This window comes from Collinsella aerofaciens (genome assembly GCF_015554145.1).
GTDB lineage: Bacteria > Actinomycetota > Coriobacteriia > Coriobacteriales > Coriobacteriaceae > Collinsella > Collinsella aerofaciens_AA.
In genome coordinates, this window is record NZ_JADNHZ010000002.1 from 21,985 (window position 1) to 48,357 (window position 26,373).

At 63.3% G+C, this 26,373-nt stretch carries 19 protein-coding genes and 2 tRNA genes; 1 reads left to right on the forward strand and 20 read right to left on the reverse strand.

Annotated features, from left to right (window positions below):
- Window positions 1–117: 117 nt before the first annotated feature.
- Entirely contained in the window at window positions 118–1,206 is a 1,089-nt protein-coding gene (locus I2E13_RS00980; protein WP_229057764.1) for a M24 family metallopeptidase, read from the forward strand.
- Between the two features lie 347 nt (window positions 1,207–1,553).
- On the opposite strand, the gene I2E13_RS00985 is transcribed toward I2E13_RS00980, so the two are convergent.
- From I2E13_RS00985 to I2E13_RS01080, 20 genes are all read right to left on the reverse strand, one after another.
- Window positions 1,554–2,897, reverse strand: coding sequence for a bifunctional folylpolyglutamate synthase/dihydrofolate synthase (locus I2E13_RS00985; protein WP_195403936.1), 1,344 nt, complete (start codon window positions 2,895–2,897; stop codon window positions 1,554–1,556).
- 279 nt (window positions 2,898–3,176) lie between these two features.
- Complete coding sequence (locus tag I2E13_RS00990; protein WP_195403937.1) at window positions 3,177–5,873, reverse strand: valine--tRNA ligase; 2,697 nt, start codon at window positions 5,871–5,873, stop codon at window positions 3,177–3,179.
- A 286-nt stretch (window positions 5,874–6,159) separates the two neighbouring features.
- Window positions 6,160–7,572, reverse strand: a complete 1,413-nt coding sequence (gene clpX / locus I2E13_RS00995) for an ATP-dependent Clp protease ATP-binding subunit ClpX (RefSeq protein WP_195403938.1) — start codon at window positions 7,570–7,572, stop codon at window positions 6,160–6,162.
- 1 nt (window position 7,573) lies between these two features.
- A complete protein-coding gene (locus I2E13_RS01000) occupies window positions 7,574–8,194 on the reverse strand; it encodes an ATP-dependent Clp protease proteolytic subunit (RefSeq protein ID WP_022095182.1) in 621 nt (206 codons plus the stop codon).
- Window positions 8,195–8,356: 162 nt separating this feature from the next.
- Entirely contained in the window at window positions 8,357–9,658 is a 1,302-nt protein-coding gene (gene tig, locus I2E13_RS01005; RefSeq protein WP_271817557.1) for a trigger factor, read from the reverse strand.
- 88 nt (window positions 9,659–9,746) lie between these two features.
- Window positions 9,747–9,830 (reverse strand) — tRNA-Leu (locus tag I2E13_RS01010).
- A gap of 140 nt (window positions 9,831–9,970) precedes the next feature.
- A complete protein-coding gene (locus I2E13_RS01015) occupies window positions 9,971–12,802 on the reverse strand; it encodes a molybdopterin-dependent oxidoreductase (RefSeq protein ID WP_195403939.1) in 2,832 nt (943 codons plus the stop codon).
- Entirely contained in the window at window positions 12,802–13,704 is a 903-nt protein-coding gene (locus I2E13_RS01020) for an FAD binding domain-containing protein (protein ID WP_271817558.1), read from the reverse strand. Before I2E13_RS01020 ends, I2E13_RS01015 begins: the two co-directional genes overlap by 1 nt.
- Before the next feature lie 133 nt (window positions 13,705–13,837).
- Window positions 13,838–15,193, reverse strand: a complete 1,356-nt coding sequence (gene gdhA / locus I2E13_RS01025) for an NADP-specific glutamate dehydrogenase (RefSeq protein ID WP_195239674.1) — start codon at window positions 15,191–15,193, stop codon at window positions 13,838–13,840.
- A gap of 251 nt (window positions 15,194–15,444) precedes the next feature.
- Entirely contained in the window at window positions 15,445–15,840 is a 396-nt protein-coding gene (locus I2E13_RS01030; RefSeq protein ID WP_195403941.1) for a DUF3343 domain-containing protein, read from the reverse strand.
- 15 nt (window positions 15,841–15,855) lie between these two features.
- A complete protein-coding gene (mobA, locus tag I2E13_RS01035; RefSeq protein WP_195403942.1) occupies window positions 15,856–16,488 on the reverse strand; it encodes a molybdenum cofactor guanylyltransferase in 633 nt (210 codons plus the stop codon).
- A gap of 154 nt (window positions 16,489–16,642) precedes the next feature.
- Window positions 16,643–16,739, reverse strand: a tRNA-Sec gene (locus I2E13_RS01040).
- Between the two features lie 454 nt (window positions 16,740–17,193).
- Window positions 17,194–19,161: a selenocysteine-specific translation elongation factor gene (gene selB / locus I2E13_RS01045; protein WP_195403943.1), complete on the reverse strand. Its 1,968-nt coding sequence runs from the start codon at window positions 19,159–19,161 to the stop codon at window positions 17,194–17,196.
- Window positions 19,158–20,615, reverse strand: coding sequence for an L-seryl-tRNA(Sec) selenium transferase (gene selA, locus I2E13_RS01050; RefSeq protein WP_229057766.1), 1,458 nt, complete (start codon window positions 20,613–20,615; stop codon window positions 19,158–19,160). The genes selB and selA overlap by 4 nt, the downstream gene beginning before the upstream one ends.
- A 52-nt stretch (window positions 20,616–20,667) precedes the next feature.
- On the reverse strand, window positions 20,668–22,785 hold the full coding sequence (locus tag I2E13_RS01055; RefSeq protein WP_195403944.1) for a molybdopterin-containing oxidoreductase family protein: 2,118 nt from the start codon (window positions 22,783–22,785) through the stop codon (window positions 20,668–20,670).
- A gap of 122 nt (window positions 22,786–22,907) precedes the next feature.
- Entirely contained in the window at window positions 22,908–23,747 is an 840-nt protein-coding gene (locus tag I2E13_RS01060; RefSeq protein ID WP_195403945.1) for a formate/nitrite transporter family protein, read from the reverse strand.
- Between the two features lie 39 nt (window positions 23,748–23,786).
- Window positions 23,787–24,290, reverse strand: a complete 504-nt coding sequence (gene hycI, locus I2E13_RS01065; RefSeq protein WP_055286177.1) for a hydrogenase maturation peptidase HycI — start codon at window positions 24,288–24,290, stop codon at window positions 23,787–23,789.
- On the reverse strand, window positions 24,290–24,871 hold the full coding sequence (locus I2E13_RS01070) for a formate hydrogenlyase maturation HycH family protein (protein WP_195403946.1): 582 nt from the start codon (window positions 24,869–24,871) through the stop codon (window positions 24,290–24,292). The genes hycI and I2E13_RS01070 overlap by 1 nt, the downstream gene beginning before the upstream one ends.
- Window positions 24,872–25,654 (reverse strand): NADH-quinone oxidoreductase subunit B family protein, encoded by a 783-nt coding sequence (locus I2E13_RS01075; protein WP_195403947.1) that lies wholly within the window; start codon window positions 25,652–25,654, stop codon window positions 24,872–24,874.
- A 2-nt stretch (window positions 25,655–25,656) separates the two neighbouring features.
- On the reverse strand, window positions 25,657–26,373 hold the full coding sequence (locus I2E13_RS01080; RefSeq protein WP_195403948.1) for a formate hydrogenlyase complex iron-sulfur subunit: 717 nt from the start codon (window positions 26,371–26,373) through the stop codon (window positions 25,657–25,659).

Sequence of the window (26,373 nt, forward strand, 5' to 3'; positions counted from 1 at the left end):
GGACGGGGCTCTTTTAGCTGCTTTTGCAAGGAGTGTCCCCCGGTGCCGTCATAAAAGGAACGTCCCTATGTGCCGGGCTTGGGATACCATGGTGGCAGCCTAGCGAAAGGACGATGTATGGCACATATCGATGACCAGCGTGTGGTGCGCGTGCTCGATGCGCTCGAGGCTCAGCACCCCGGCGCGCAGCTGCTCGTAAACGACCCGTGGTCGATTTATTACCTGACCGGCTTTTATGCCGATATGTTCGAGCGTTTTTGCGGCGTGCTGCTCGCGCGCGATGACGAGCCCGTGATCTTGGTCAATGCCCTGCATCAGCTGCCCGAGTACGACAATGCCCGCGTCGCCTACCACACCGATACCGATGTCGTGACCGACGCCATCGCGAGTGAGATCGACCCAGCCAAGCCGCTTGGCATCGACACTGTCATGCGTTCCGGCTTTTTGATGCCGCTCATGGAGCGCCACGCCGCGAGCGAGTTTTTCCTGGGCGACTTTGCCGTCACCGCCGCGCGCACCTACAAAGACGCCGCCGAGCAGGAGCTCATGCGCGTGTCCTCGGCAGTCAACGACGCCGTGATGGCCGACGCGATCAAACTCGTCCACGAGGGCGTGACGGAGCGCGAAATCGCCGACCAAATGCTCGGCCTGTATCGCAAGCACGGCTGCGAGGGCTTTAGCTTTCCGCCCATCGTGAGCTTTGGCGCCAACGCCGGCGACCCGCATCACGAACCCGACGACACCGTGCTCAAGCGCGGCGACGTGGTGCTGTTCGACATTGGCGGACGCCGCTGCAACTATTGCTCGGACATGACGCGCACGTTCTTTTGGGGCGAGCCGGACGAGGAGACGGCACGCATCTACGACATCGTGCGCCGCGCCAACGAGGCCGCCGAAGCGCTCATCGCACCGGGCGTGCGCATGTGCGACCTGGACCGCGCCGCACGCGATGTGATCGAGGACGCAGGCTATGGGCAGTACTTTACGCACCGCTTGGGACACTCGATCGGCCTGCAGGACCACGAGCCGGGCGACGTCTCGCTGGTCAACGAGCAAGTCGTAGAGCCAGGCATGACGTTCTCCATCGAACCGGGTATATACCTCCCCGGTCACACCGGCGTCCGCATCGAGGACCTAGCCCTGGTGACCGAGAACGGCGTCGAGATTCTCAACGCCTACCCCCACGATCCGGTCCGCTTAGACTAGGCAATGCGGCAAAGGGGCTGTCCCTTTGCCGCATCACATGAATGCCGCCACAAAAACGGCCTATCTACTACGTTTAGCCCGCGTGGGTCGACCATACCCGTGTTTTCGCAAAACTGGCAAGCCCTTTACCTGCGGTTTTGATTTCGCAATTCTCGGTATGGTTGAGGGTTACCGGTCAAACGTAGTAAATAGGCCCATTTCGTGGCAAGCGAGTCAACTCGGGGCACAGGGCAGCCAAAAAGCCCCGTCCCAAATTGACTGCTTTTGAGTTGCGGTGATATACGGACTGTTTGAGGCTTCTTGCTTGTAAAACAGTCCGTTTTCACCGCAACTGATGTGGGGATGGGTTAACGGAGCAGGCCCGCTACTTCGCCGGCCAGGGTGATGGTGCCGGCGGCAACGAAAGCCTCGCCCGCGGCATCGAGGGCCGCGAGGGCCTCGGGCACGCTGGGATACACACCCGCGAGCTTGTCGGCGTCCACTAGGGCGGCGAGCTCCTGTGCGGGCAAGGCGCGATCGGAATCGGTCTGGGTTACGACCACGCGGGGGAACGCCGGAACCAGAACGTCAACGATACCCGCCACGTCCTTATCGGCCAGCGCGGCGCACAGCAGCGTGGGGCGATTCTCTACGCACGAATCGATCTCGTCCAGTGCGCTCACAAAGTTCTCGCAGCTCTGGGGGTTATGGCAGGCGTCGATCAATTTGAGCGGATCGGTTCCCAGCACATCAAAGCGACCCGGCGTGGGGCAGCCCATAAGAGAAGCGTCGAGCGCCTCATGGTCGAGCTCGCGACCCAGATAGCCCTCGCACAGCATAATCGCGCACGCGGCATTCTGCGGCTGATACGCCGGCTTGACCATAGTCGACGTATAGATCGCGCGCGGCGTGGTGCAGCTAAACTCCACCGTATCGCCCACGTGAGCCGGCACCTTAGTCGTGGCGTGGCTCACCACGAGCGGCACGACGCCGCACTCGCGGCAACGGGCATCCATTACGCGCTGAACACTCGCCTCATGCGTGCCCTCGCCCAAAACAACCAGGCGCCCAGGCTTAATAACCGCAGCCTTCTCCCCCGCAATGGCCTCGAGCGTGTCGCCAAGGACCTTCGTATGGTCGAGTCCAATGCCCGTAATGGCGACGGCCACGGGATCGGTCGCACTCGTAGCATCCCATCGTCCGCCCATGCCAACCTCAAGCACGGCCACGTCCACGCAAGCCTCGGCAAACATAGTCAAACCAGCCACGGACAAAAGATCGAAGGGCGTAATAGAACGAAGCTCCTGGCCCGCCGCCTCACGACGTGCGTTGAGACGACGACCTGCCTCATACGCCGCAGAGACACCATGGGCAAAGACCTCGTCTGAGACAACCTTTCCATCAATCTCCATACGCTCGGGATAGCGCACCAGATGAGGCGACGTAAAGAGTGCCGTCATAAGGCCCTCACCATGAAGAATTGCAGCCGAGAATCGCGTCGTCGAGGTCTTTCCATTGGTACCGGCTATCTGGACGCAATCATAGAACTCGTCAGGACGACCAAGCTCATCGAGCATCTCGACGACGGTCTCGAGCAGCGGCGTGGAATAACGCGCAATCTTGCCCGTATCGGCCGCAAGTGCAACAGCCTCATCAAAAGAAAGCTCCGGAACCTCAAACGGCACCGAATACAACCCAGAGCGCTTCGCCATAACCCAAAGTCTCCCATAACAGAAAAAGAGGCCCACCAATAAGAATGAGCCCCTCGCGTTGACAATATCAGCCTTTACCCGATTGCAGCGAGATCAAGGCCACAACCAAGTGACCCTAACCGTCGGGCAGCGGACGCCCCCGTAAACGCTATGGGAGCGGTTTGGGGCTTTGCTCGATACAAGTTCCGCACGAGCCGAAGGCCACTTAATGTGGCCTTCGTGCGAGCAGGACTGTCCGCAGTAGCGAGCAAAGCCCCAAACCGCGCCCCCCAGTAACGCCTACGAGAAGTCGGCAACCTGTGCAGTCAGCGCCACCAGGATCTCCTTGAGCTCAGCTGCACGGTCCCTCTTCTTCTGGACCACGGCAGGCGCGGCCTTAGCCACAAAGCCCTCGTTGGCAAGGGTCTTCTCGCAGCCGGCGAGCTCCTTCTGGGCCGCGGCAATCTCCTTCTCCAGGCGCGCCTTCTCGGCCGAAAGGTCAACCTTGCCCTCGAGCACCACAAAGACCTCGACGCCGCTGTCGACCACGGCGATGCTCGCAGCCGGCTTCTCGACATCGGTACCCATGACCAGCGAGGCAGTGTTTGCCAGCGGCTCGATGGTCGAGCGCAGGCTCTCAAGCTTCTCGATATCCTCGGCACCGGCACGCACGACCACGTCGAGCTCGGCCTTGGGGCTCAAGCGATAACGCGAACGCGTGGCGCGGGCGGCGGAAACGACGGTGCGGCACAGCTCAAACGCGCGCTCGGCGTCCTCGTCAATATACTTGGCGTAGTCGGCGGGCTCGGGCCACTTGGCGATCATGAGTGCCTCGGCGCGGTCCACGTTGCCCTCGGCGTCCAGGTCGAGCACGCTCGCCGGCATGTTGTCCCAGATCTCCTCGGTGACAAACGGCATGAGCGGGTGCATCAGGCGAATGGAGGTATCGAGCACAAAGATCAGGTTGCGCTGCGCCTGCAGACGGCCCTCGCCCTTCAGGCGGGCCTTGGTGACCTCGACGTACCAGTCGCAGACCTCGTTCCAGAAGAACTGCTGCACGCCGCGGGCCATGTCGCCAAAGGTGTAGTTCTCGATGCCCTCGGTGACCATTTTGACGGCCTTGGCCAGGCGGCTGAACATCCAGGCGTCTGCCGGTGTCTCCACGACGGGCTCGCCAGGCGTGTAACCCTCCATGTTCATAAGCAGGAAGCGGCTGGCGTTCCAGATCTTAGTCACAAACGACTTAGCCTGCTCGGTGCGCGGGCTGTCGATGAGCTTCTTGGTCTTCTTATCGATGTTCGCGTCGAACTTAACATCCTGGTTGTTGGTGCACAGCGTGAGCAGGTTGAAGCGCATGGCGTCGGCGCCGTACATGCCAATGAGATCCATGGGGTCAACGCCGTTGCCCTTGGACTTGGACATGCGGCTGCCGTCCTTGGCAAGAATTGTCGGGTAGATGACGACGTCCTTAAACGGCACCTCGTCCAGGAAGTACAGCGAGCTCATGACCATGCGGGCGACCCACAGCGCGATGATGTCGCGCGCGGTGACGAGCGCCGTCGTGGGGTGATGGCCCTCGAGCAGCTCCGGCTTTTGCGGCCAGCCCTGCGTGGCGAAGGTCCACAGCTGCGAGCTGAACCAGGTGTCCAACACGTTCTCGTCCTGGTGCACATGATGGCCGCCGCACTTGGGGCACACGTCGGTGTCCTCGGTAAGGGCGTCCTCCCAGCCACAGTCCTCGCAATAGAACACGGGGATGCGGTGGCCCCACCACAGCTGGCGGCTGATGCACCAGTCCTTGAGGTTCTCCATCCAGGTGGTGTAGGTCTGCGTCCAGCGCGCGGGGTGGAAAGTGACCTTGCCGGAGTTGACGGCGTCGAGCGCCGGCCCCTTGAGCTTGTCGACGGCGACGAACCACTGCTCGGACAGCCACGGCTCCAGGGCGGCGTCGCAGCGGTAGCAGTGCATGACGGAGTGGTCGTGGTCCTCGACGTGATCGAGCAGGCCGTGCTCCTCAAACCACTTGACAACGGCCTCGCGGCACTCGTCGCGGTTCATGCCGGTAAACTCGCCATAGCCCTCGACGACCACCGCGTGCTCGTCGAAAATGTTGATCTGCGGCAGGTCGTGGGCCTGACCCATGGCGTAGTCGTTGGGGTCGTGAGCCGGGGTGACCTTAACGAAGCCGGAGCCAAAGTTGGCATCAACGTGCCAATCCTCAAAGATGGGGATCTCGCGGTTGACGATCGGCAGCATGACGGTCTTGCCCACGAAGGCGGCCTTCTCGGGATCCTTCGGGGAGACGGCGACGCCCGTGTCACCGAGCATGGTCTCGGGGCGCGTGGTGGCGACGACGATGTAGTCCTGGCCGTTGACCGGCTCGGTCAGCGGGTAGCGCAGGTGCCACAGGTGGCCCTTCTCGTCCTTGTACTCGGCCTCGTCGTCCGAGATGGCGGTGGTGCAGTTGGGGCACCAGTTGACGATGCGCTTGCCACGGTAGATCAGGCCGTCGTGGTACCAGTCGCAGAAGACCTTACGCACGGCCTGGGCGTAATCCTCGTCCATGGTGAAGCGCTCGTTGTCAAAGTCGACGGAGCAGCCCATGCGCTTGATTTGCTCGACGATGATGCCGCCATACTCGTGGGTCCAGTCCCAGCAAGCGTCGACAAACTTATCGCGGCCAATCTCCAGGCGGCTGATGCCCTCGCTCTTGAGCTTCTTGTCGACCTTGGTCTGTGTGGCGATACCGGCGTGGTCGGTGCCCAGCACCCAGCGCGTGGAATTGCCGCGCATGCGGGCCATACGGATGATGGCGTCCTGGATGGAGTCGTCGGTGGCGTGACCCATGTGGAGCTTGCCGGTCACGTTGGGAGGCGGAATGGTGACGGTGCAGTCGCCCACGCCCTCACGGCGCTTGTAGTAGCCGCCGTCAAGCCACTTCTGCAGGATCGCCGGCTCGTTGGTCGACGGATCGTAGTTCTTGGGCATTTCTTCCATATATCTCTCCCTGTCCCATCGGGGAGGAATGTAGGTCCGATTTTCGCTCGGTCAAGTCCTGGGCTCGCTCGAAGACCACATTAAGTGGTCTTCGGCTCGTGCGGAATCTACGAAAATCGGGCCTACATTCCTCCCCTTAGGTATCGATTACTTCAGTCTGAATGACTTCGCTGAGGCTTAAACAAACACACAGAATAACACAGGTAGTTGGGGTTATTGCGTATATATAAAATAGCCTCCGACCGCAGGTGGTCAGAGGCTATTTGCAAACACGTTTTAGGCAGGTCTAGCCGTAGATGCGCTGGGGCTGCTCTTCGCCCTTGACGGCGGCTTCGGTTACGACGACCTTGGCTACGCCCTCCTCGCTGGGGAGGTCGAACATCGTCTGCTGCAGCACGTCCTCGCAGATGGCGCGCAGGCCGCGGGCGCCGGTCTTGCGGGCAAGCGCCATGCGGGCGATCTCGTGCAGGGCAGCGTCCTCAAACTCAAGATCGACATCCTCGAGCTGGAACATCTTGCGGTACTGGCGCACCACGGCGTTCTTGGGCTCGGTCAGGATCGACACCAGGTCGTCCTCGTCGAGTGCCTGCGTCTGGGTGACGACGGGCGTACGGCCCACGAACTCGGGGATCATGCCAAAGGCGTTGAGGTCCTGCGGGAGCACCTGGCGCAGCAGGTCATTCTCGTCGACCGAGGTGGGGCCGGCGATCTCGGAGTTAAAGCCCACGCCCTTGTTGCCCACGCGATCGGCAATGATCTTATCCAGACCCACAAAGGCACCGCCGCAGATAAACAGGATGTTGGTCGTGTCGATCTGCAGCAGCTCCTGCTGGGGATGCTTGCGGCCGCCGGTGGGCGGAACGCTTGCCACCGTGCCCTCAAGAATCTTAAGCAGCGCCTGCTGAACGCCCTCGCCCGAAACATCGCGGGTAATGGAGAGATTCTCTGCCTTGCGGGCGATCTTATCGATCTCGTCCACGTAGATGATGCCCACCTGTGCGCGCTCAATGTCACCATCGGCGGCGTTGATGAGCTTGAGCAGGATGTTCTCAACGTCCTCGCCAACGTAGCCAGCCTCGGTGAGCGCGGTGGCGTCGGCGATGGCAAACGGCACCTCGAGGATGCGTGCGAGCGTCTGGGCCAGCAGCGTCTTACCGGTACCGGTGGGGCCGAGCAGCAGAATATTGGACTTGGCGAGCTCCACCTCGTCCATATCGTCGTCAAACTGGCCGCCCATACCCGAGGCCTCGTCAAAGGCGGACACCGCGGCACCGCCCTCGATCACGCGGCGATAGTGGTTGTACACGGCAACCGACATGGCGCGCTTGGCGTCTTCCTGGCCCATGACATAGGCCGAAAGCTCGTCATAGATCTCGTGCGGCGTCGGCACGTGCGTGATGACCTGACGGTCGTCCTCGAGCTCAAAGCCCTCGGTCTCGGGGTCAACGGCGGGCTGGGACGCAGCTTGGCCGTGGTCGTTGAGGAAGCCCGGCAGATTGCCGTTGCGGGCGGCGTCCATAAAGTCCGAAGCCAGCGACTCCTCAAGGATCTCGGAGCAGGCGGCGACGCACTCGTCGCAGATAAAGATGTTGGTCGGGCCCTTTACGAGACGACGGACCTGGCCCTGCTCTTTTCCGCAGAAGGAACAGCGGATGGGGTTGCCGTTCTCGTCAAAGTTGTCCTGCATGTTACCTGCCATCTTAGGCGTCCTTCGCGGCAAGATCGCGCGAGGTGACGATACGGTCGATCAGGCCGTAGTCGAGGGCCTCGGCAGCGGTCAGGTAGTTGTCGCGCTCGGTATCGGCCTGGACCTTCTCGATGGGCTGGCCCGAGGCGTCGGACAGGATCTGGTTGAGCTCGCGGCGGGTCTTCTTGATCTCCTCGGCCACAATCTCGATCTCGGTCTGCTGGCCCTGGGCACCGCCGCTGGGCTGGTGAATCATGACCTTGGAGTGCGGCAGGCAGAAGCGCTTGCCCTTGGCGCCGGCCGAAAGCAGCACGGCGGCCATAGACGCGGCCATACCGACGCAAATGGTGGAAACCTGCGGCTTGATAAAGTTCATGGTGTCAAGAATCGCCAGGCCGGAGTAGACCTCGCCACCGGGCGAATTGATGTAGAGCGAGATATCCTTCTCGGCATCCTGGCTCTCAAGATGCAGCAGCTGGGCAACGACCAGGTTGGCGCTGACGGAGTTGATCTCCTCGCCCAAGAAGATGATGCGGTCGTTGAGCAGGCGCGAATAGATATCGTAGCTGCGCTCGCCGCGCGGCGTCTGCTCGATAACGTATGGCACGAGGGCGGAATCGAACTTAGCGATCATACGCATCTCCATTTCTCTTACGGACCAATAGTGGTTCTAGACAAACGTACGGTGCCCGCATGCTATGCATTGGCTGGCACCGTACGAAGCAACCGGATAACCGGTGTATAACTTTACCCCATCACGGGCGCACGCAAGCGCTCGTGGGCAAGGTGGCGAGAATTACTCGGCGTCCTTGGCGGTCTCGTCGACCTCGGTCACCTTGGCGTTCTCGACCAGGTGGTCGACGGCCTTGGAGCGACGGATGGACTCGCGGACGGCAGGCATGCGGCCATCGGCGATGAACTCGGCCTTGGAAGCCTCGACGTCCTTGACGCCGGCCTTCTCGAACTCGGCGTTGATGTCGTCCTCGGTGACCTCGATCTTGAGCTCGCGGGCGAGGGCGTCGAGCGCCAGGGACTCACGGGCAACGTCGTTGGCCTGCTTGTGCAGGTCGCCGATGAACTGCTCCATGGTCAGGCCAGAAGCGGGCAGCCAGGTGTCCAGGGTCATGCCGCGGGCAGCGAGGTTGGACAGGAAGTTCTGGCCAAGCTCCTCAAAGACGGACTGCTCGTAGTCGGCGTCCATCTCGTCGAGCTGCAGGCGCTCGGCGAGAGCGGAGACACAACGGTTCTCCTTCTCGGCCGGGAGGCGGGAAGCCTTGTCCTGCTCGATCTCGATCTTGATGGCGTCGCGCATGGCGTCGATGCTGTCGAAGCCAAAGTCGGACTTGACGAGCTCGTCGGTGAGCTCGGGGGTGTTGCGGACCTTGATGCCCTTGACGGTGACCTCGACGGTGTGGGTCTCGGCCTCCTCGCCCTCCTCGACCTCGTCGGTCCAGGTGACGGTCTTGACGTCGTCGACGTTAGCGCCGATCAGGGCCTCGTTGAACTCGGCGGGGTTGCTGTCGCTGCCGGCGATGAGCATGCGGCCCTCGGCAGCGAAGTTGTCGGCGTTCTCGACGGCCTTGAGGTCGACGGTCACGTAGTCGTCAGCCTCGACGGCACGACCCTCAACGTCCTCGAAGGTGGCACGGTAGTTGAGGAGCATCTCGACCTGGTTGTTGATCTCGGACTCGGTGACCTCCGCGGGAGGCATCTCGATCTCGACGGCGTCGAAGGAGGAGAGCTCGGCAGCAGGACGCAGGGAGAACTCGACGGTGTAGGTGTAGTCCTCGTGATCCTTGGCGAGGTCGAGCTCCTTGTAGTCACCGTTCTTGGTGGGGACGATGTCCAGCTCGTTGAGGACAGCGGGCTCGTTGGCGGCGATCAGGTCGTTGGTAGCCTGGGCGAGGGTAGCCTCGGCGCCCAGGGCGGAATCGATGACCGGACGGGGAGCCTTGCCGGCGCGGAAGCCCGGGAAACGGTACTTCTTGGCGGTGTCCTTGTAGGCCTTCTTGATCGCGGCGTCGACGTCGGCGGCCGGGATGGTGACCGTAGCGGTGAGCTTGGCGTCCTTGACGTCAGAAGCGGTGATGTTCAACACGTTCCTCCTCATACTGCCCAGCTTATCTGAGGTGCTGGTACCTTTATGCAACAAAGAGTCGCGACGGCCGAAGCCGACGCAGATGCGTTGGTGCGGGCGAAAGGACTCGAACCTTCACGGGAATCCCACCAGAACCTAAATCTGGCGCGTCTACCAATTCCGCCACGCCCGCATGAGCGCACAGACTAGGAATGATAGCAGATACGAACGGCAAGCGCACGCACACCTTTTACAGGCTCACGACCTCACCACGAGTGCAAAAGGCGGGACGAGTTGCCCCGCCCCGCCAATTACGACTTGTTCGCTGACCCGCTACTCCCCCAGCAGAGCCTTCTCGGGCGTGATGGGCAGCGAGCGGACCTGGTGGCCGGTGGCGTGTGCGACGGCCGAGGCCACGGCGGCGAGCGGCGTGTTGATGACGACCTCGCCGATCGACTTGGCACCAAACGGGCCCGTCGGCTCGTAGCTCGGCTCAAAGGCCACGCGAATGCTGCCGATATCCAGGCGCGTGGGCAGCTTGTAGCTCATAAAGTTGCCGGTGCGCAGGCGGCCGCGATCGTCATGCTCGACAATCTCATAGAGCGCATGGCCGATACCCTGGGCAATGCCGCCCTCGGCCTGGACGCGCGCGAGTGCCTCGTTGATCACGGTACCGCAGTCGACGGCAGCCGCGTAGTCCACAACAGTCACCCTGCCGGTGGCCTTGTCGACCTCGACCTCGGCAATGCCGGCCATAAACGGCGGAGGCGAAACGGGCAGGCAGGCAGAGGCATGCGAGGTCAGCGCGTCGCCGCCCTCGATGTTCTTAACGCACAGGTTGGCAAAGTCGCGCAGCGTGAGGTAACGGCCGCGCTCGCGGGCGGCGCGCTCGTCGGACAGGCGCACGTACTGACCGTCGAAGACCACGTCGGCGGCGTCAACGTCCCACATCTGGGCGGCCTTGGCGCAGATCTTCTCGCGCAGCTCGGCCGCGGCGTTCTTGGCTGCCAGACCCGTCACGTACGTGCCCGAGCTCGCATACGAGCCGGCGTCGAACGGCGACACGTCGGTATCCACGCCGCGCACCACGATCAGCGAGCTCTCCACGCCCAACTCCTCGGCGGCAATCTGCGCCAGAATCGTGTCGACGCCCATGCCGTTATCGGTGGCGCCGGTGCCGATGGTAATGAAGCCGTCCTCTTCCAGGCGCATGTCGATGCCGGCGATGTCCACGTTGGAGATACCCGAGCCCTGCATGGTGAGCGCGCAGCCCAGAGCGCGCACGCGGTCGCCCAGGTCCACGGCCAGCGGCTTGTCGCGCCAACCGATCATGTCCATCGCGCGCAGCAGGCAGCGGTCGAGCGCGCAGGCGTTGAGCTTCTCGTTGTAGTACTGCGGCATGACCTCGCCCTCGCGCACGATGTTCTTAAGGCGCAGGTCGGCGGGGTCCATGTGCAGCATGTCGGCGAGCTCGTTGACGGCGCTCTCCACGGCAAACTGGCCCTGGGTGGCACCGTAGCCGCGATACGCGCCGCCGCGGTTGGTGTTGGTGTAGACGGCGTCCCACCTAAAGCGGCTCGCCTTCACATGGTTGTAGATGGGCAGGCTCTTATGGCCCGAAAGCCCGATCGTCGTGGTGGCGTGCTCGCCGTACGCGCCCGCGTTGGACAGCGTGTGCAAGTCGATGGCCGTGATGGTGCCGTCGTTCATGGCGCCCAGCTTAACGGTCATCTGCATCTGGTGGCGCGAGTTACCCGCGGTGATAGTCTCCTCGCGGGTGTAGCAGCAGTAGCTCGGACGGCCAGTCTGCTGGGTCACGAACGCAACGAAGATCTCGCAGCAGCCCGTCTGCTTGGAGCCAAAGCCGCCGCCGATGCGCGGCTTGATAACCTGCACCTGCGACTGCGGAATGTCGAGCGACTGCGCGACCATGCGGCGCACGTGGAAGGGCACCTGCGTGGAGGAGGTCACCGAAATGCGGCCGAACGCGTCGGTCGTCGCGAAGGCGCGGAAGGTCTCCATGGGCGCGGTCTGCGTGGCCTGGCTGGTGTAGGTGCGCTCAAAGACGATGTCGCTCTGGGCGAACGCCTCGTCCAGATCGCCATAATCGCTGGTACCGCTGCACACCAGGTTGCGAGCAACGTCGCCGCCCTGCGGGAACATAAAGGTCACGTCGCCCTCGGGGTGGACCACGATGTCGTTATCGAGTGCCTGGGTAAAGTCGATCAAGGGCTCGAGCACCTCATAGTCGACCTTGATGAGCTTGAGCGCCTTGTCGGCGGCCTCCTCGGTCTCGGCGGCGACAATCGCCACCTCCTCGTTTTGGTAACGGACGAGGTTCTCGAGAATCAGGCGGTCGTAGGGACTCGGCTGCGGATAGCTCTGACCGGCGATGGTAAAGCGGCGCTTGGGCACGTCCTCGTAGGTGTAAACGCCCACCACGCCGGGCACCTTCAGGGCGCGCGACGTATCGATGGAGCGGATCTTGGCGCGCGCATACGGGCTGCGCTTGAGCTTAACGATGAGCGCACCGGCGGGCACCATATCGCCCGTGTAGACGGGACGGCCCTCGAGCAGGGCCTTCGAGTCCTTCTTGGGCTGCTTGTGGGTAATCTGCTTGTAGGAGACGCCGTCGCAGCTGGTGTCGTTGACCGGCAGCTCGGGCATCTCGAAGCCCACCTGCACGCCGGACTCGTTGAGAAAGCGCACGATGGCGCGCAGCTGGCTCTCGTAGCCACTGCAGCGGCACAGGTTGCCGGCGAGCTGGCGCGAGAGTTCCTCGCGCGTGGCGACGAGGCTCGGGTCCTCCTTGGCGGCGCGGGCGAGCGCCAGCACGTTCATGATGAGGCCGGGGGCGCAAAAACCGCACTGCTCAGCGCCTTCGGCAGCCATCGCGCGGGCGAGTGCCTCAGATTCGGCCTTAAGGCCCTCAAGCGTGGTGATGGTGTGGCCCTCGACACGCGCAGCGGGAACCGAGCAGCTCAGCACCGGGTCGCCGTCGAGCCACACCGTGCACAGACCGCAGTTGGTGGTCTCGCAGGCGCAGCGCACCGACGCGCAGCCCTGCTCACGCAAAAGCGAAAAGAGCATGGTGTCGGGGGCAATCTGAACCTTAACCTTGCGGCCGTTGAGCGTAAAGGAAAGATCGATGAGTTTGGCAGCCATTAGCGCACCTCGCTAGAATCGACGCCGGGCACGCGGCGGCAGGAATACTCGTCCGTGGCAAACTTAGGGATCCGCACGCCCTCGAGCTCGCGGGCAAGCGCGGCCGAAAGCTCGATGCCGGCGGCGCGGCGCACGGCCTGGACGGCAAGCGGTGCCGAGATGCGACGGCGGTACTCGGCCGAGCCCCACAAGTTGGTGCCATAGCTCAGCGCGCGCACGGACGCGGCCAGGGCGTGCAGCTCGTCCTCGGAGGGCTGCTCGCCGACAAGGCCGCACGCCTCGCCCTGCAGCAGGGTCGCGCGCAGCGGACGGGCGCCCACGGCAACATGCCAGCTGTTGTCCCACCAGGCGGCGGTAACGTTTAAGGAGGGGAAGTCGGTCGCGGCCTTGCGCACGGCCTCGTAGCTTGCGCGGCAATCGTGCTTAACGACCACGACGTGCTCGATCACGTCGCGCACGTAGCCCATGTCCACGAACTCGGCGAGCGACACGCGACCGGCGCCCGTCAGCTCAACATAGGAATCGAGCGCGAGAAAAGCCGAGAGCACGTCCGAAAAACCAAAGCGGCCGTAGATGCTGCCGCCCACCGTGGCGGTATTGCGCAGCTGCACGCCCACGATATCGTGGACGGCGAACTCAAAGACGTGGTTGACAAGCGCGTTGAGCCCGGCATGGCGCTCGAGCTGGCGCAGGGGGCACATGGCACCGATGCGAAACTCGGTCTCGGTCTCCTCGATCTGATCAAGTCCACAGGCCGAAAGGTCAATCGCCGTCGCCACACGACGCGAACCCAGGCGCATCCAGATGCCGCCGCCCACAATCTTGTTGTTGCGGTTCTTCTGTAAGAGCTCATAGGCTTCGGCCGCGTTTCCAACACGGACGTAGGTACCGAACTTGAGCACGTTCTCCCCCATCTCTTCACTTGTCCAGTACTTCTAAGTGTACCAAAGGAGGGCGCACAGCCCTCGCCACCATAGAAAAAGGCTCCCAGCTGGATAGCTGGGAGCCTCATCACATGCTATGTCGAGCGAAGATTTAGCAGACGCCCTGGGCGAGCATGGCGTCGGCGACCTTCAGGAAGCCGGCGATGTTGGCGCCCATGACGAAGTTGCCCTCCTGGCCATACTCCTTGGCGGTGTCGTCCACGTTGTGGAACATGCCGCGCATGAGCTGCTCGAGCTTGCCGTCGACCTCCTCGAAGGTCCAGGACAGGTGCTCGGCGTTCTGGCTCATCTCCAGGCCGGACACGAGCACGCCGCCGGCGTTGGCAGCCTTACCGGGCATAAAGGCGACGCCGTTCTCCTGGAAGTAGGTCGTGGCCTCGATGGTCGTGGGCATGTTCGCGCCCTCGCCGACCACCTTGCAGCCGTTGGCGACGAGCGCCTGGGCATCCTCGAGCAGCAGCGTGTTCTCGCGAGCGCAGGGCAGCGCGATGTCGCAGGGAAGCTGCCACACGCCACGGCCGTCGCCCTCGTGCCACACGGCGTTGGGCTTCTCGTCGACATACATAGCGAGCGTGACGCCCTTGTCGTGGCCGGAACGCTTCTTGTTGTAGACGTGCTCGAGCACGGTGTAGTCGATGCCGTCGGGATCCTCGACCCAGCCGTGGGTGTCGGAGCAGGCCAGCACTTTGCCGCCGAGCTGGGAGACCTTCTGGACCGCGTAGATAGCGACGTTACCGGAGCCATGAACGACGACGTTCTTGCCCTCGAAGGAGTCGCCGCGGCTCTTGAGGTACTCGTCCACAAAGTAGACCAGGCCGTAGCCGGTGGCCTCGGTACGGGCGAGCGAGCCGCCAAAGGAGAGGCCCTTGCCGGTGAGGACGCCAGTCCACTCGTTGGTCAGGCGCTTGTACTGACCGAACAGGTAGGCAACCTCGCGGCCGCCAACGCCCAGGTCGCCGGCAGGAACGTCGGTATTGGGGCCGATGTGGCGATAGAGCTCGGTCATGAAGGACTGGCAGAAGTGCATGATCTCGTTGTTGGACTTGCCCTTGGGGTCAAAGTCGGAGCCGCCCTTGCCGCCGCCCATGGGAAGGGTGGTCAGGCTGTTCTTGAGGATCTGCTCCAGGCCCAGGAACTTGAGCATGCCCAGGGTGACCGTCGGGTTAAAGCGCAGGCCGCCCTTGTAGGGTCCAATGGCAGAGTTGAACTCGACGCGGTAGCCGCGGTTGACCTGGACCTTGCCTTGGTCATCGACCCAGGGAACACGGAACATGACGATGCGCTCGGGCTCGACGAGACGCTCCAGCAGGGCGGCCTCCTCGTACTCGGGGTGGGCGTCGAGCGCCGGCTGGATGGTGCCGAGAATCTCGGTCGCGGCCTGGATGAACTCAGGCTGCTCGGGATAGCGGGCCTTGAGCTCTTCGAGAACTTTCTGCGTGTAGCTCATGCTTCCTCCAATTGATGGAAAAGAAAGGTGTCGTTCGCGGCGCCCCATGCGCCGTGAGCTTTATCGACTATGGATAATATCGCACCGTTGCAGCAAAGTTTCGCATAAGCCGACGGGCGGATGTTTCGTTTTGATTACGATGCAGGTAGAAGCGTTTTTGAGCACCCGACGTACAAATCGCGTGTTTCGAAGCTGTTTCGTCCATATGGTCCATACCACCACAATGGGCACCTTTGTGGTGGTTTTGGTGGTTAGAGGACGAGCTGGTGGTAGTCGGCGGGGGTTACGCGGCCTTCGGTGGCAGCGCGGAAGGCAGCGAGCGCATCGCCGGAGAACGGCATGACCCAGCACAGCCCGCAGCCGGCGGTAATGGAGCCCGGTAATGGCATGATGCGCCCGGGCACACCGGCGGCAAGGCACAGCTGCTCGCATTCCATCACATCAAAGGTGCTGTCAAACGATACGATGATCTTGCGTTCGTGGTCGAGGGCATCACCGGACGGGTCTTCGCGGTGTGCCTCGCGATACGCCGCGGCGGCCGCTTCCTCTTCCGCAGTATGTCCACAGCCACCGCAGCCGCAAGTACAAGGCTCGGACCCATCGCAAGTGCAAGGTTCCCCGGTATCGGGACAGATATCGTGAGGCATGGCATCTCCCATCGTCTAGGCGAGCAGCTCGGCTGCCGCAAACTCCTCGGGTGTATTGACGTTTTCGAAGCAGAGCGTGGAGCCGGCAATCTCGACAATCTGGGGCTCATCCAGATAGCCGGCATGGACCCGGTCAATCAAACGGCGGATGCGTTGGCGGTCCTGGTCGAGCAACTCACGGGCAACCGGCGCGCAAGCCTGGCGGCGCCACACGGCGCACAGCGGCTCAATCCCCCGCTCCTCGCGCGGGACGCACACGTCGAGCGCCTCGGCCTCAACACGATCGGTAAGCACGCCGATGAGTTCCGGCGAGACAAATGGCATATCACAGGCGACGATCGCCACGAGCGGCAATCGGGCCGCGGCCAACGAGCTCGCGATGCCGCGCATGGCACCGGCGGGGCCTTCGACGTCCATGACTACGCGGGGGCGCAGGCCATCAAACATAAGCTCCTCAAGGTAGACCAGCTCACTGGGTCGCGACGTGGTCACGACCAACTCGTCGGCAACCTGAGCCAGGCGCCCCAGCACGCGCTCGATGAGCGGCTCGCCGCAAAACAACATCCGCGCCTTGTCGCAACCCATGCGCGACGACAACCCGCCCGCCTGGACGACACAAGAAAGATCGGCTCGTCTTACGGTAGTCATACGGCAAAACACCTCCATCGGCACGTTCAAAACCCAGCGTACGAAGCTAAATACCGCCGCCGAAATAGCGGCGCTACGAAAAGCTCGTGCAAAAACAGAACAGCGCCTTTGCGGCACGCAGTAAGACCGCGAGCACAAAAGCGCTGGTAGCGTATGGCGGGAACGTATGTGAATCGAACACATCCAAGACGTTTTGCACGCCTCGCAACGGTTTTGAGGACCGCGGAGCCCACCGGAGCCCATCCGTTCCCAAGTGCGGCGGTATTTTACCAAACTAGCAGGGTAGTCTTTTTGGGACGGGGCTTTTTAGCTGCCCCATCCGGAGCCCTCAAAGCTTAAGACATATTTGACATAAGGTAGCTAAAAAAAGCCCCGTCCCAAAAAGACTACCCCGGTGTCGTGCCATGAAAACGGCCCATCTACTACGTTTAACCTGCAGGGATTGACCATACCCGCTTTTTCATATAAACGGCAAGTCGTCTACCTGCGGTTTTACTTTTGCTGATTTTGGCATGGTCGAGGGTGGTCACTTAAACGTAGTAGATAGGCCCCTTTCGTGGCGACCGACCCGATTCAAGGCTCAAGGTGGCCAACTTCAGCTGGCCATCCTCAAAGTTGCGGTGGAATAGTTCCTGGAAGAGGCATCTAAACCGGAAAACAGGGACTATTTCACCGCAACTGAGGAGGCGGGGGCAGGTGACCGGCCTAGCGTAGGGACCTCAGGCCGCCGGCTTCCTTGTCGAGCACCGTAAAGCGCACGGCATCCAGGTGCTCCAAGATGCTGATGGCACGCTTACGCGACACACCCAGGGCCTCGCGCAACACACTCGTGGTGGCAGCACCGCCGGCAGCCTCGATAGCGGCGGCAACGAGCTCGCGCGCATGGGCCTCGGCGGCAGCGGACAGGGCAACGTCGCGCTCGACCTTCACGATAAAACGGTTGAGCGAAAGCTCGCGCAGGGCACGCGTCATGGTGTCGCGATCGAGCTGCAACTGCTCGCCAACCTCGGGAAGCGCCGGTGCATCGAGGCCGGCTTCGTCCAGCAAGGCAACGATACGTTCGCAGGCCTCGCGCACCACACGCGCCGCGGCGGCAGCGGAGTGCGGGTCGAACACCTCGGCGCCCTCGGAGGCACACACGCCGCGCGAGCAGCCCTCGTAAATCAGGGCCGCGGCAACGCCTTCATCAGCGGCAGGCCACGCAGCATGGGCAACGGCGCCGGGCGTAAAGCCTGTCTCCTTGGGAGCCGCCGCGTGCATGGCTGACAGGGTCGCCGCCAGTGCATCCATCGCGGCGTCGAGCACCACGGCGTCCGCCAAAAGGCCCGCATCACCCACGGCAAGCTTTCGAACGGAGCCCTGCGCCACCAACCCGCGCAGTGCGGCATCGACCTCGCCGACACCAAGATCCAAAGCCTCGGCAACATCAACCGGCGTAACCGGCAGCGTCTGCAGCGCCAGCCAAGCGCCCACACCGCCCGCGATATCGCCGGACTCGAGCGCCGCAAACAGCGCGCGCTCGCCGGCCGAAAGCTCGCGCGAGCGACGGCAGCGCGAAAGCAGCGCGCGCCCGCCGCCAATAAGCATCACGGGCGAATAGGACAGCACCACAACATGGTCCCCGGCTCGCAGCGGCAGCGGCTCCTCCAAGCGCACCTGTAGGGTACGGGTCTCGCCCACCGCCATGGGGGCCTCGCCCTCCAAAAGCATGATGCGGCCGACGACCTCGGCCGTGCCGGCCATCACATGCACACGCGCGCCCGACTCGAGCACGCGCGGCTTGGCGCCCTCGCGGCCCAAATACGTAAACGTCATCATAAAACGCATCGTCTGGCCAAAGCGGCCCGCCACACCGAGCATCTCACCGCGATCGAGCGCGGTGACGGCATCGCCCACCAAGTTGAGTGCCACGCGCTGTCCAGGCAGTGCTCGCGGCGTATCGCCATGCACCTGAATCCCGCGCACGCGACAGACCGTGCGCGACGGCAAAGCCATCAGCTCGTCGCCCACCGCAACCGGCGCATCGTGCAGTGTTCCCGTCACGACGGTGCCGACGCCCTTGATCGTAAAGCAGCGGTCAATCGGCAGGCGCGGCGCGGCATCGCTCCGCTCGGCACGCTCGCGACAGGCATCCCAGCAGGCACCCACCTGCTCGTCGAGCACGGCGAGCAGTCGTTCGATCCCCTCGCCTGTCTTGGACGACACAGGCACGATCGGCGCGTCCGCAAACACGGTGTCCGACAAAAAGTCATCAACATCAAGCTCGGCAAGCTCGGTCATCTCGGCATCAGCCAGGTCGCACATCGTCAGCGCGACCACCATGTGTGTGATGCCCAGCAGCTCCAGCACATGCACGTGCTCTCGGGTCTGCGGCATCACGCCCTCGACGGCCGAAACCACCAGCACGGCCACGTCGATACCCGTGGCGCCCTGCACCATAGCGCGCAGGTAATGCGCGTGGCCCGGCACGTCGACCAGGCCGACGATCTTGCCACTCGGCAGCGCCAGCTCGCCAAAGCCAAGCTCCACGGTCATGCCGCGACGACGTTCAACTTCCAGGCGGTCGGGGTTTTTACCCGTCAGCGCCTCGATGAGCGCCGACTTACCGTGGTCAACGTGGCCCGCCGTGCCAACGATAACGGGACACTCCACCAGCGCCTGAACCTCACTCATCGAACAATCGCCTTCTCAACGCACGCGACGAGCGTCGATGCCGCCGTCTCGATATCGCGGTCGCCCACGAGCGTGCGCACATCAAACAGAATGCGGTCGTGCGAGGCGCGCGTGACGACCGGCGTATCGAAGTCTTGAACGAGCGAGCGTTTGAGCGCGTCGACCGTCAGGCGCTCGTCAACAAGACACACGGCAACGCACATCGTGGGCAGCTCCACGGTAGGCAGCGAGCCGCCACCGGGGGTCGACGATTCCTCGACAATCTCCAACTCAACGGCACAAGGGCAACCGGCCTTATCGAGCCCGGCGACCATACGATCGCGAAGCTTGCGGGCACGTCGCTCCAAATGGGCCTGCGGCAGCGTAAGCATGCTGAGTACCGGAATATCGCGATGGGCAACATCGGCGCCGTCCATGTAGATACGCAGCGTGGCCTCGAGCGCCGACAGAGCCAGCTTGCCAGGACGCAGGGCACGCATAAGCGGATGCGACCCGCAGGCCTGGACCAGCTCGCGGCGGCCCATGATAATGCCCGCCTGTGCGGCACCGAGCAGCTTATCGCCCGAGCATGATACGATATCGAGCCCCGCCGCGACCGAAGCCGGCGTGGGCTCCTCACCGCCGCGCACCAGGATGTCGTCGGGCAACAGCGCGCCCGAGCCCTGGTCCTCGTAGAACAGCAGACCATGCTTGTGGGCCAGGGCGGCAAGCTCCCGAGAGCCCACCTCCTCGTGAAAGCCCTCGATGCGATAGTTGGAAGGATGGACCTTGAGGATCATGGCCGTATCGGGCGTGATGGCGCGCTCGTAGTCCGACAGGTGCGTGCGGTTGGTGGCCCCGACCTCGACGAGTTTGGCGCCCGAAGCCGCCATGACATCGGGGATGCGGAAGCTGCCGCCGATCTCGACAAGCTCGCCGCGACTGACGATGACCTCCCTGCCTGCGGCATGGGTCGCCAGCACCAGCAGCACAGCGGCGGCGTTGTTATTAACGACCAGCGCGTCCTCGGCACCGATAAGCGAGCGGATCAGCTGCGCGGCATGTTCCTTGCGCGACCCACGCGAGCAGGTGTCCACACTGTACTCGAGCGTGCTGTACCCACGCGCGACCTCGGCCACGGCCTTTGCCGCCGACTCCGCGAGCGGGGCGCGACCCAAGTTGGTATGGATGACCACACCCGTGGCGTTGACGGCAGGACGCAGGCTCGGCAGTGCGGATCGATGCGCACGCCACTCGATGGCCGAGGCCAGGTCGCGCTTAGAGCGCGGGGCGGCACCGGCGCGAATGGCGGCGCGCTCCTCGTCGAGCTCGGCCGTCACGGCAGCATGCACCACCGCGTCGCAGGTCTCCCCCGCCGCCTTCACAACCGGCCACTCTGCGAGCATCTCGTTGACGGAAGGAATAGCGCGAAGGCGGGCGCGTACCTCATCGGACATGTTCTGGCTATCGCTCATGTGCGGCCTTTCAAAAGAAACGTGGATCAGTCGAATACATCAGCTGAGTCAATTACTCGTCATTATCCCCGCACGCGACGATCTTTTCCACGCGAACGGCGTTTTCCTGGGTGAGCGCGGCACCCGTCAACGGGTCCCAACGCAACGGCGTATGGTCGAGCGGGCCCACGCCCAAGCCTTGAGCGCCACCGGCATCGGCGTCAAACGAACGCCCACCGGGGGCGGCCGAGGTGAAGATGCACGCCGGATGCAGATACGGCGTCGTCTCCACACGCGCGCGGTCGCGGCCCATATCGCTCACGAGTTCGACGATCTCGCCGTCGGCGATGCCCATGTGCGCAGCAGTATCGGCATTCATCTGCACGGCATCCAGGTCCGACCCAGCCTCAGCGGCACCTTGGGCTGCAAGCCTTCGCGAGGTATGCGACTCAAAGGGACGGTTGCCGCTAATGAGGCGAAACATCCCCGGGCCAGGCTCCACCATGGGAGCGATCCAGTTGGGCACACGACCCAGACCGGCTCGTTCCCATACGTCGCTTGCCAGCGCAATTTTGCCGCCATCCAAGGGAATCGCCGGCTCGCCCGTACGCGACGGCAACGCAACACCCGTGTCGGCCCAGCCGCGCTCCTTGAGCTCGTCCAGATTGATCCCAAAAGGCGCCACCTGGGCAGCCGCCAGATCGTCAGACGTAAACTGGAAGTACTCGCCCGCGCCACACGCCTGCGCCAGACCGGCAAAAATCTCCCGACCGGGACGTGTGTCGTCATGCTGCACAGGCAGCACGGCGTTGCGGTAGAACACCCGCGAATCGTTGGCGCCCACGACCGTGCCCACGCCGCGGTCGGCTTCCAGATACGTCACGTCGGGCAGCACGAAGTCAGAAGCACGCGCCGTCTCGGACCAGCGAATATCAATCGTCACGAGCAAGTCGAGCTGCTGCAAAATACCCAACCAAGCTTGTGCATTACCATAGCCCGCACCGGGGTTACTGGCATAGACGATGAGCCCACGCAAATCGCCGGCAAGAATCGACTGACCGATGGTCGTACACAGGCCGCGCACCGGATCGACCAGTGGATAGCGCTCGGATCCCAGCTTGGACATGTGCGACACCGGCGGCGTCGCAAAGCGTGCGGGATCAAGGTCGCCCAGCGCAAGCGGTGTGGGTGGATTGAGCGCGCCGCCCACATGTCCAATACAGCCCAGCAGCACATCGACCAAGCAGATAGCGCGCGCGGTCTGGGTGCTATTGGCATACGCGATGCCAATGCCGCCATGAAAGCCGGCGTCCACCACGGCAGCAGGCGCGGCCGCAGCTAGATCGCGCGCCGTGGCGGCGATCTCTGCGGCCGGCACGTCGCACATCGACTCGGCCCACTCGGGCGTCCAAGCACGGGCCGCCTGCGCCAGCTCGTCAAAACCCGTGGTATAGCGGGTCACGAACTCGTGGTCATACAGGTCCTCGGCAATCAAGACATGCGCAATACCCAACAGCAGCGCCAAGTCGCAGCCCGGGCGCACGCGCAACCAGCGGTCGGCAAGTGCAGCCGAGCCGCTGCGCCGGGGGTCAACCACGATAATCTTCGCCCCACGGCGACGGGCATCGTTGAGCGCGTCAACGGCCCCCATCGTCGACGAATCGACAATGGAACGCCCCAGGTACATAATGCAATCGGTATGCGCCAGGTCGGAGGCGGGACTGTAGCCCAGGCTGTGCTCCCAGCCGGTAAGTCGGCTTACCTCGCAGGCACCGTCGGCACCGTACACGTTGGGCGAACCCAGCGCGTGCATAAGACGATAGCCCCAGTAGCGGTCGAACGAGGGCACGCCGAGCGTCATGCCCAGCGCACGGGGCCCGCGCGCGTCAACAATCCCCAAAAGACACTCGGCAATCTGGGCAAACGCCTCATCCCAGGAAATCGCATCAAACCCCGAGCCATCAGCTCGGCGGCGCATGGGATGCAAAATCCGATCGCGCTCATCAAACGGCATGGACAGGCGATGCCGCCCGCGGGCGCACAGGGCACGCGCCGCGCATGGATGCCCCGGCACCGGCAACTCGGCCACCACACGACCGTCCTCAACGCGTGCCGCAAAGGCGCAATCGGCATAGCATCCCCCGCATGCGGTCACCACGGCGCGACCGTCACGCTTCACAGCAGATGCCATCTCGATTACCCCTTTCACCAGCCATGCACAACAGGCCAAAAGCCCGGCAACGAGCCCCAGACCAAAAAAGCCTCCCGCACGGCAACGCCCCGCGGGAGGCCCGACGTCAAACAGACGGTACCTTACGCCTCGGACTTCTTGGCGTAGATAAACCAGTAGCCGAGCGCAACCAGAACCGCGCCGCCCACGATGTTGCCCAGCGTGGCGGCGGACAGGTTAAACGCAATGCCCGCGGCGTTGAGTGCATCGGCGCCGGCGACGTCGGCACCGTAGCCGCATGCATGCATCACGGCACCCATGGGCAAAAAGTACATGTTGGCAACGCAGTGCTCAAAACCGCAGGCCACAAACGCGGCAATGGGCAGCAGAATACCCACGACCTTATCGACCACGGTCTTGCCGGCGGTACCGATCCACACGGCCAGGCACACAAAAATGTTGCACAGGATGCCGCGGAAGAAGATCGTCACCCAGTCGATCGTCACCTTGCCGGCGGCGACGCTCACCATGGAATTGGCGACCGCCCCGCCGTTGAGCTTGTAAATGCCGGCCATGTACACCAAAAAGACGATGAACAGGGCACCGACAAAGTTGCCGACCCATACGACGACCCAGGCCTTGAGCATCTGAGCCGGGGTGATCTTTTTGCTCTTGAGCGCGCAGACCATAAGCGAATTGCCGGTGAACAACTCGGCGCCGCACACCAACACGAGCACCAGACCCAGGCAAAAGCACAGGCCACCCACGACGCGCTGAGCGCCCCAGCCGAGTGTGCTATCGCTCAAGAAAACCGTAAAGAACAGGCCGCCGAAGGCGATGAACGCACCGTCGAACATTGCCAACAGAAAGGCCTTAGCGACCGGCAGGTTGGCCTTGGTCACGCCGGCGGCCTCGGTCTTGGCCTCGATCGCGGCGGGCGCCAGGCAATCGGGAGCGGGGTAATCCACCTTGGAATCTGCCATGTCAATCACTTCTTTCCTAACAAAATGGAACAAGTGCTCCTACTGCTCTTGCCCCAAGCGGACAAAGTGGGAAAAGTCGTTGGCGGCCACGGCGTCGTACACGGCGTCGACGGCGTCAAAGACTTCCGGGGACATGGGGTTGTAGAACTCCGTGTCGCCCGGCTGAATCCCGACGAAGACGATATCATCGCACGATTGCTCAATCTCTTCGATCAGAATCGACAAGGGAAGCGAATGCGTGGTGAACATCGACTTGCGGGCCACATCGCGTTTGTCGAGCAAACGGATGGACCCGACGGGCAGCGCCATGTCGGCGGCATCGACCAAGACCAGGCGCGGCGGACGCTCGCGCTTGACCTCGATGATGTCGTCCTCGGGCGTTTGGCCGCCGTCGATGGTGTACCAACCGGCGATGGGTGCGTCTTCCATCTTTTTGGAGAGCACGGGGCCGGCGGCATCGTCGGCACGCAGCACGCTTCCCGCCGTGAGCACGATACCCGCAAACGGGGCGCCGTTCACACGTCCATCCACAACGCGACCCATTACTGCAACCTTCCCGTCAGATACACGCCCGACACATCGCGCACGCGCTCAACCAGATCGCGGAACTTCATCAAAAACGCGACCTGCTGGGCATGCAGGCCAAAGTCGTCGTCGAACACCGAGATGCCGGCCTTGGCCGAGCCGCGAAAACCGCGCTCGTCGAGCAACGCATCGCAGGCCTCGAGCAGCGACGGCACCGCCGCCTTGTCGAGCTGGCACTCGCCAAAGGAGCGGATGGCCTCAAACTTGGTTTTGGTCTCCCCCTCCGGCAGCGCGTCGACGAGCGAATAGAAGACGTTCACCGGCACCGACAGGCGCGGCTCAAAGCAGTCGAGCACGCCGGTGTGGTGGCCCACGGCGAGCGTGTAGTACAGCACGTCGCAGGCCTCCTGGGGAACGTCTTCCTCGGTCTCCACAAACTTACGCGTGAGCTCGTAAAAGACCACCTGACCGGGCGCATGGCCCAGACAGGGGTCGGCGACGCCCTCGGCAGCCTCGTCGCTTGCGCGCGAGGCATCGCCAAAAGAGCCGCCGAGCATGCCGGGGCCCGCAAAGTAACCAGAGCGGTCCGTGAGCTCCATCTAGCGACCTCCGGCCAGCACCAGATCCTGCAGCGCCGAGTAGACCTCAACGCGGCGCGGATCGTCCTGCTTGTCGATGAGCAGCGCCATGGCACCGCGAATATCGCCCTTGGGTGCGCCCTCGAGCGTATCCATAAACTCGTTGGCCAGGTCGCGGCCGTAACGGTAGCCGCTCATGGCGCGAGCCTCGCGCTCAATGGCAACACGCAGCTTGTACGGCACGCCGGGGTGCAGGATATCGGCCTGCTCGCCGGTAGCCTCCACCGTGGTCTCGGCATGGAGCTTTTGGTCCAGCAGGCCAAGTGCCATGGCAAAGCCGTAGACGGTCTGCGCGGGGCTGGGCGGGCAGCCGGGGATGTAGACATCGACCGGCAGAATCTTGTCCGTGCCGCCCCAGACGCAGTAGTTGTCGTAGAAGATGCCACCGGTGCAGCCGCACGCGCCATAGGACACCACGATCTTGGGATCGGGTGCGGCCTCAAAGGCGCGCAGGGCCGGCATGCGCATGGCACGCGTCACGGCGCCGGTGTACAGCAGCACATCGGCGTAACGGGGCGAGGGCACGACCTTGATGCCAAAGCGCTCGACGTCGAAGACGGGCGTGATGGAACCAAAGATCTCGATCTCGCAGCCGTTGCAGCCGCCGCAGTCAACACGGTAGACGTACACCGAGCGCTTGATCTTCTTAAGAAGGGTCGCCTTGGCCTTCTCGATGCTCTCGTCGAGCTCGATTTTGGTCGGGCGGTACTGAAGCCGCTCGGGCAAAAGCGTGGGTTCGGCCATGGTTACTCCTCCTTCGTATCAAAATCCATGATGATGCCCTCGACCGGTGCAGGACCGGCGGGAATCTCGGGCGCATCGGGGTTGAGCTCGCGGTCGATATACTCCGGGTTCACGCCGTGGCCGCCCAGATACTCCATGCCGGGGCCCTGGGGCTCACCGGACGCAAGCGTCTCGTTGGCAGCCATGCCGCGCGCGTTGCCGGTCTTGACGGCCGAGGCGGCGCGCAGAGCGTCGAGCTCGCGCTTGCACTCCTGGCACATGCCGACGGTACGGGCGGCCTGCTCGGCCTCCATGCCGCCGGCCTTTTGCAGCAGGCGCTTGGCGTAGTCGATCTCCTTGTGCGGGGCAAACGGCTTGCCGCAACGCGAGCAGTGCTCGAGCGTGTAGACGCTCTTGCTGGTGAGGTCGTCCTTACTCATGACGGCCAGCTCAAACTCCTCGGTGAGCTTGATGGCCTCCATGGGGCAGGCTTCCTCGCAGCGGCCGCAAAAGATGCAGCGACCGTAGTCGATCGACCAGGTGATGGTATCGGCCGCAAGGTCGGTGTCCATGCGAATGGCATCGGCCGGGCACGCCACGCCGCAGGCACCGCAGGCGATGCAGAGCTCGGCATTGTGCTCGGGCTTGCCGCGCATGTCCTTGTTGGTGGGGAACGGCGCAAACGGGTACTTGACCGTCGCGTCGCCGGCCTTGGCGTTAATCTTCCAAAGCTTCAGCAT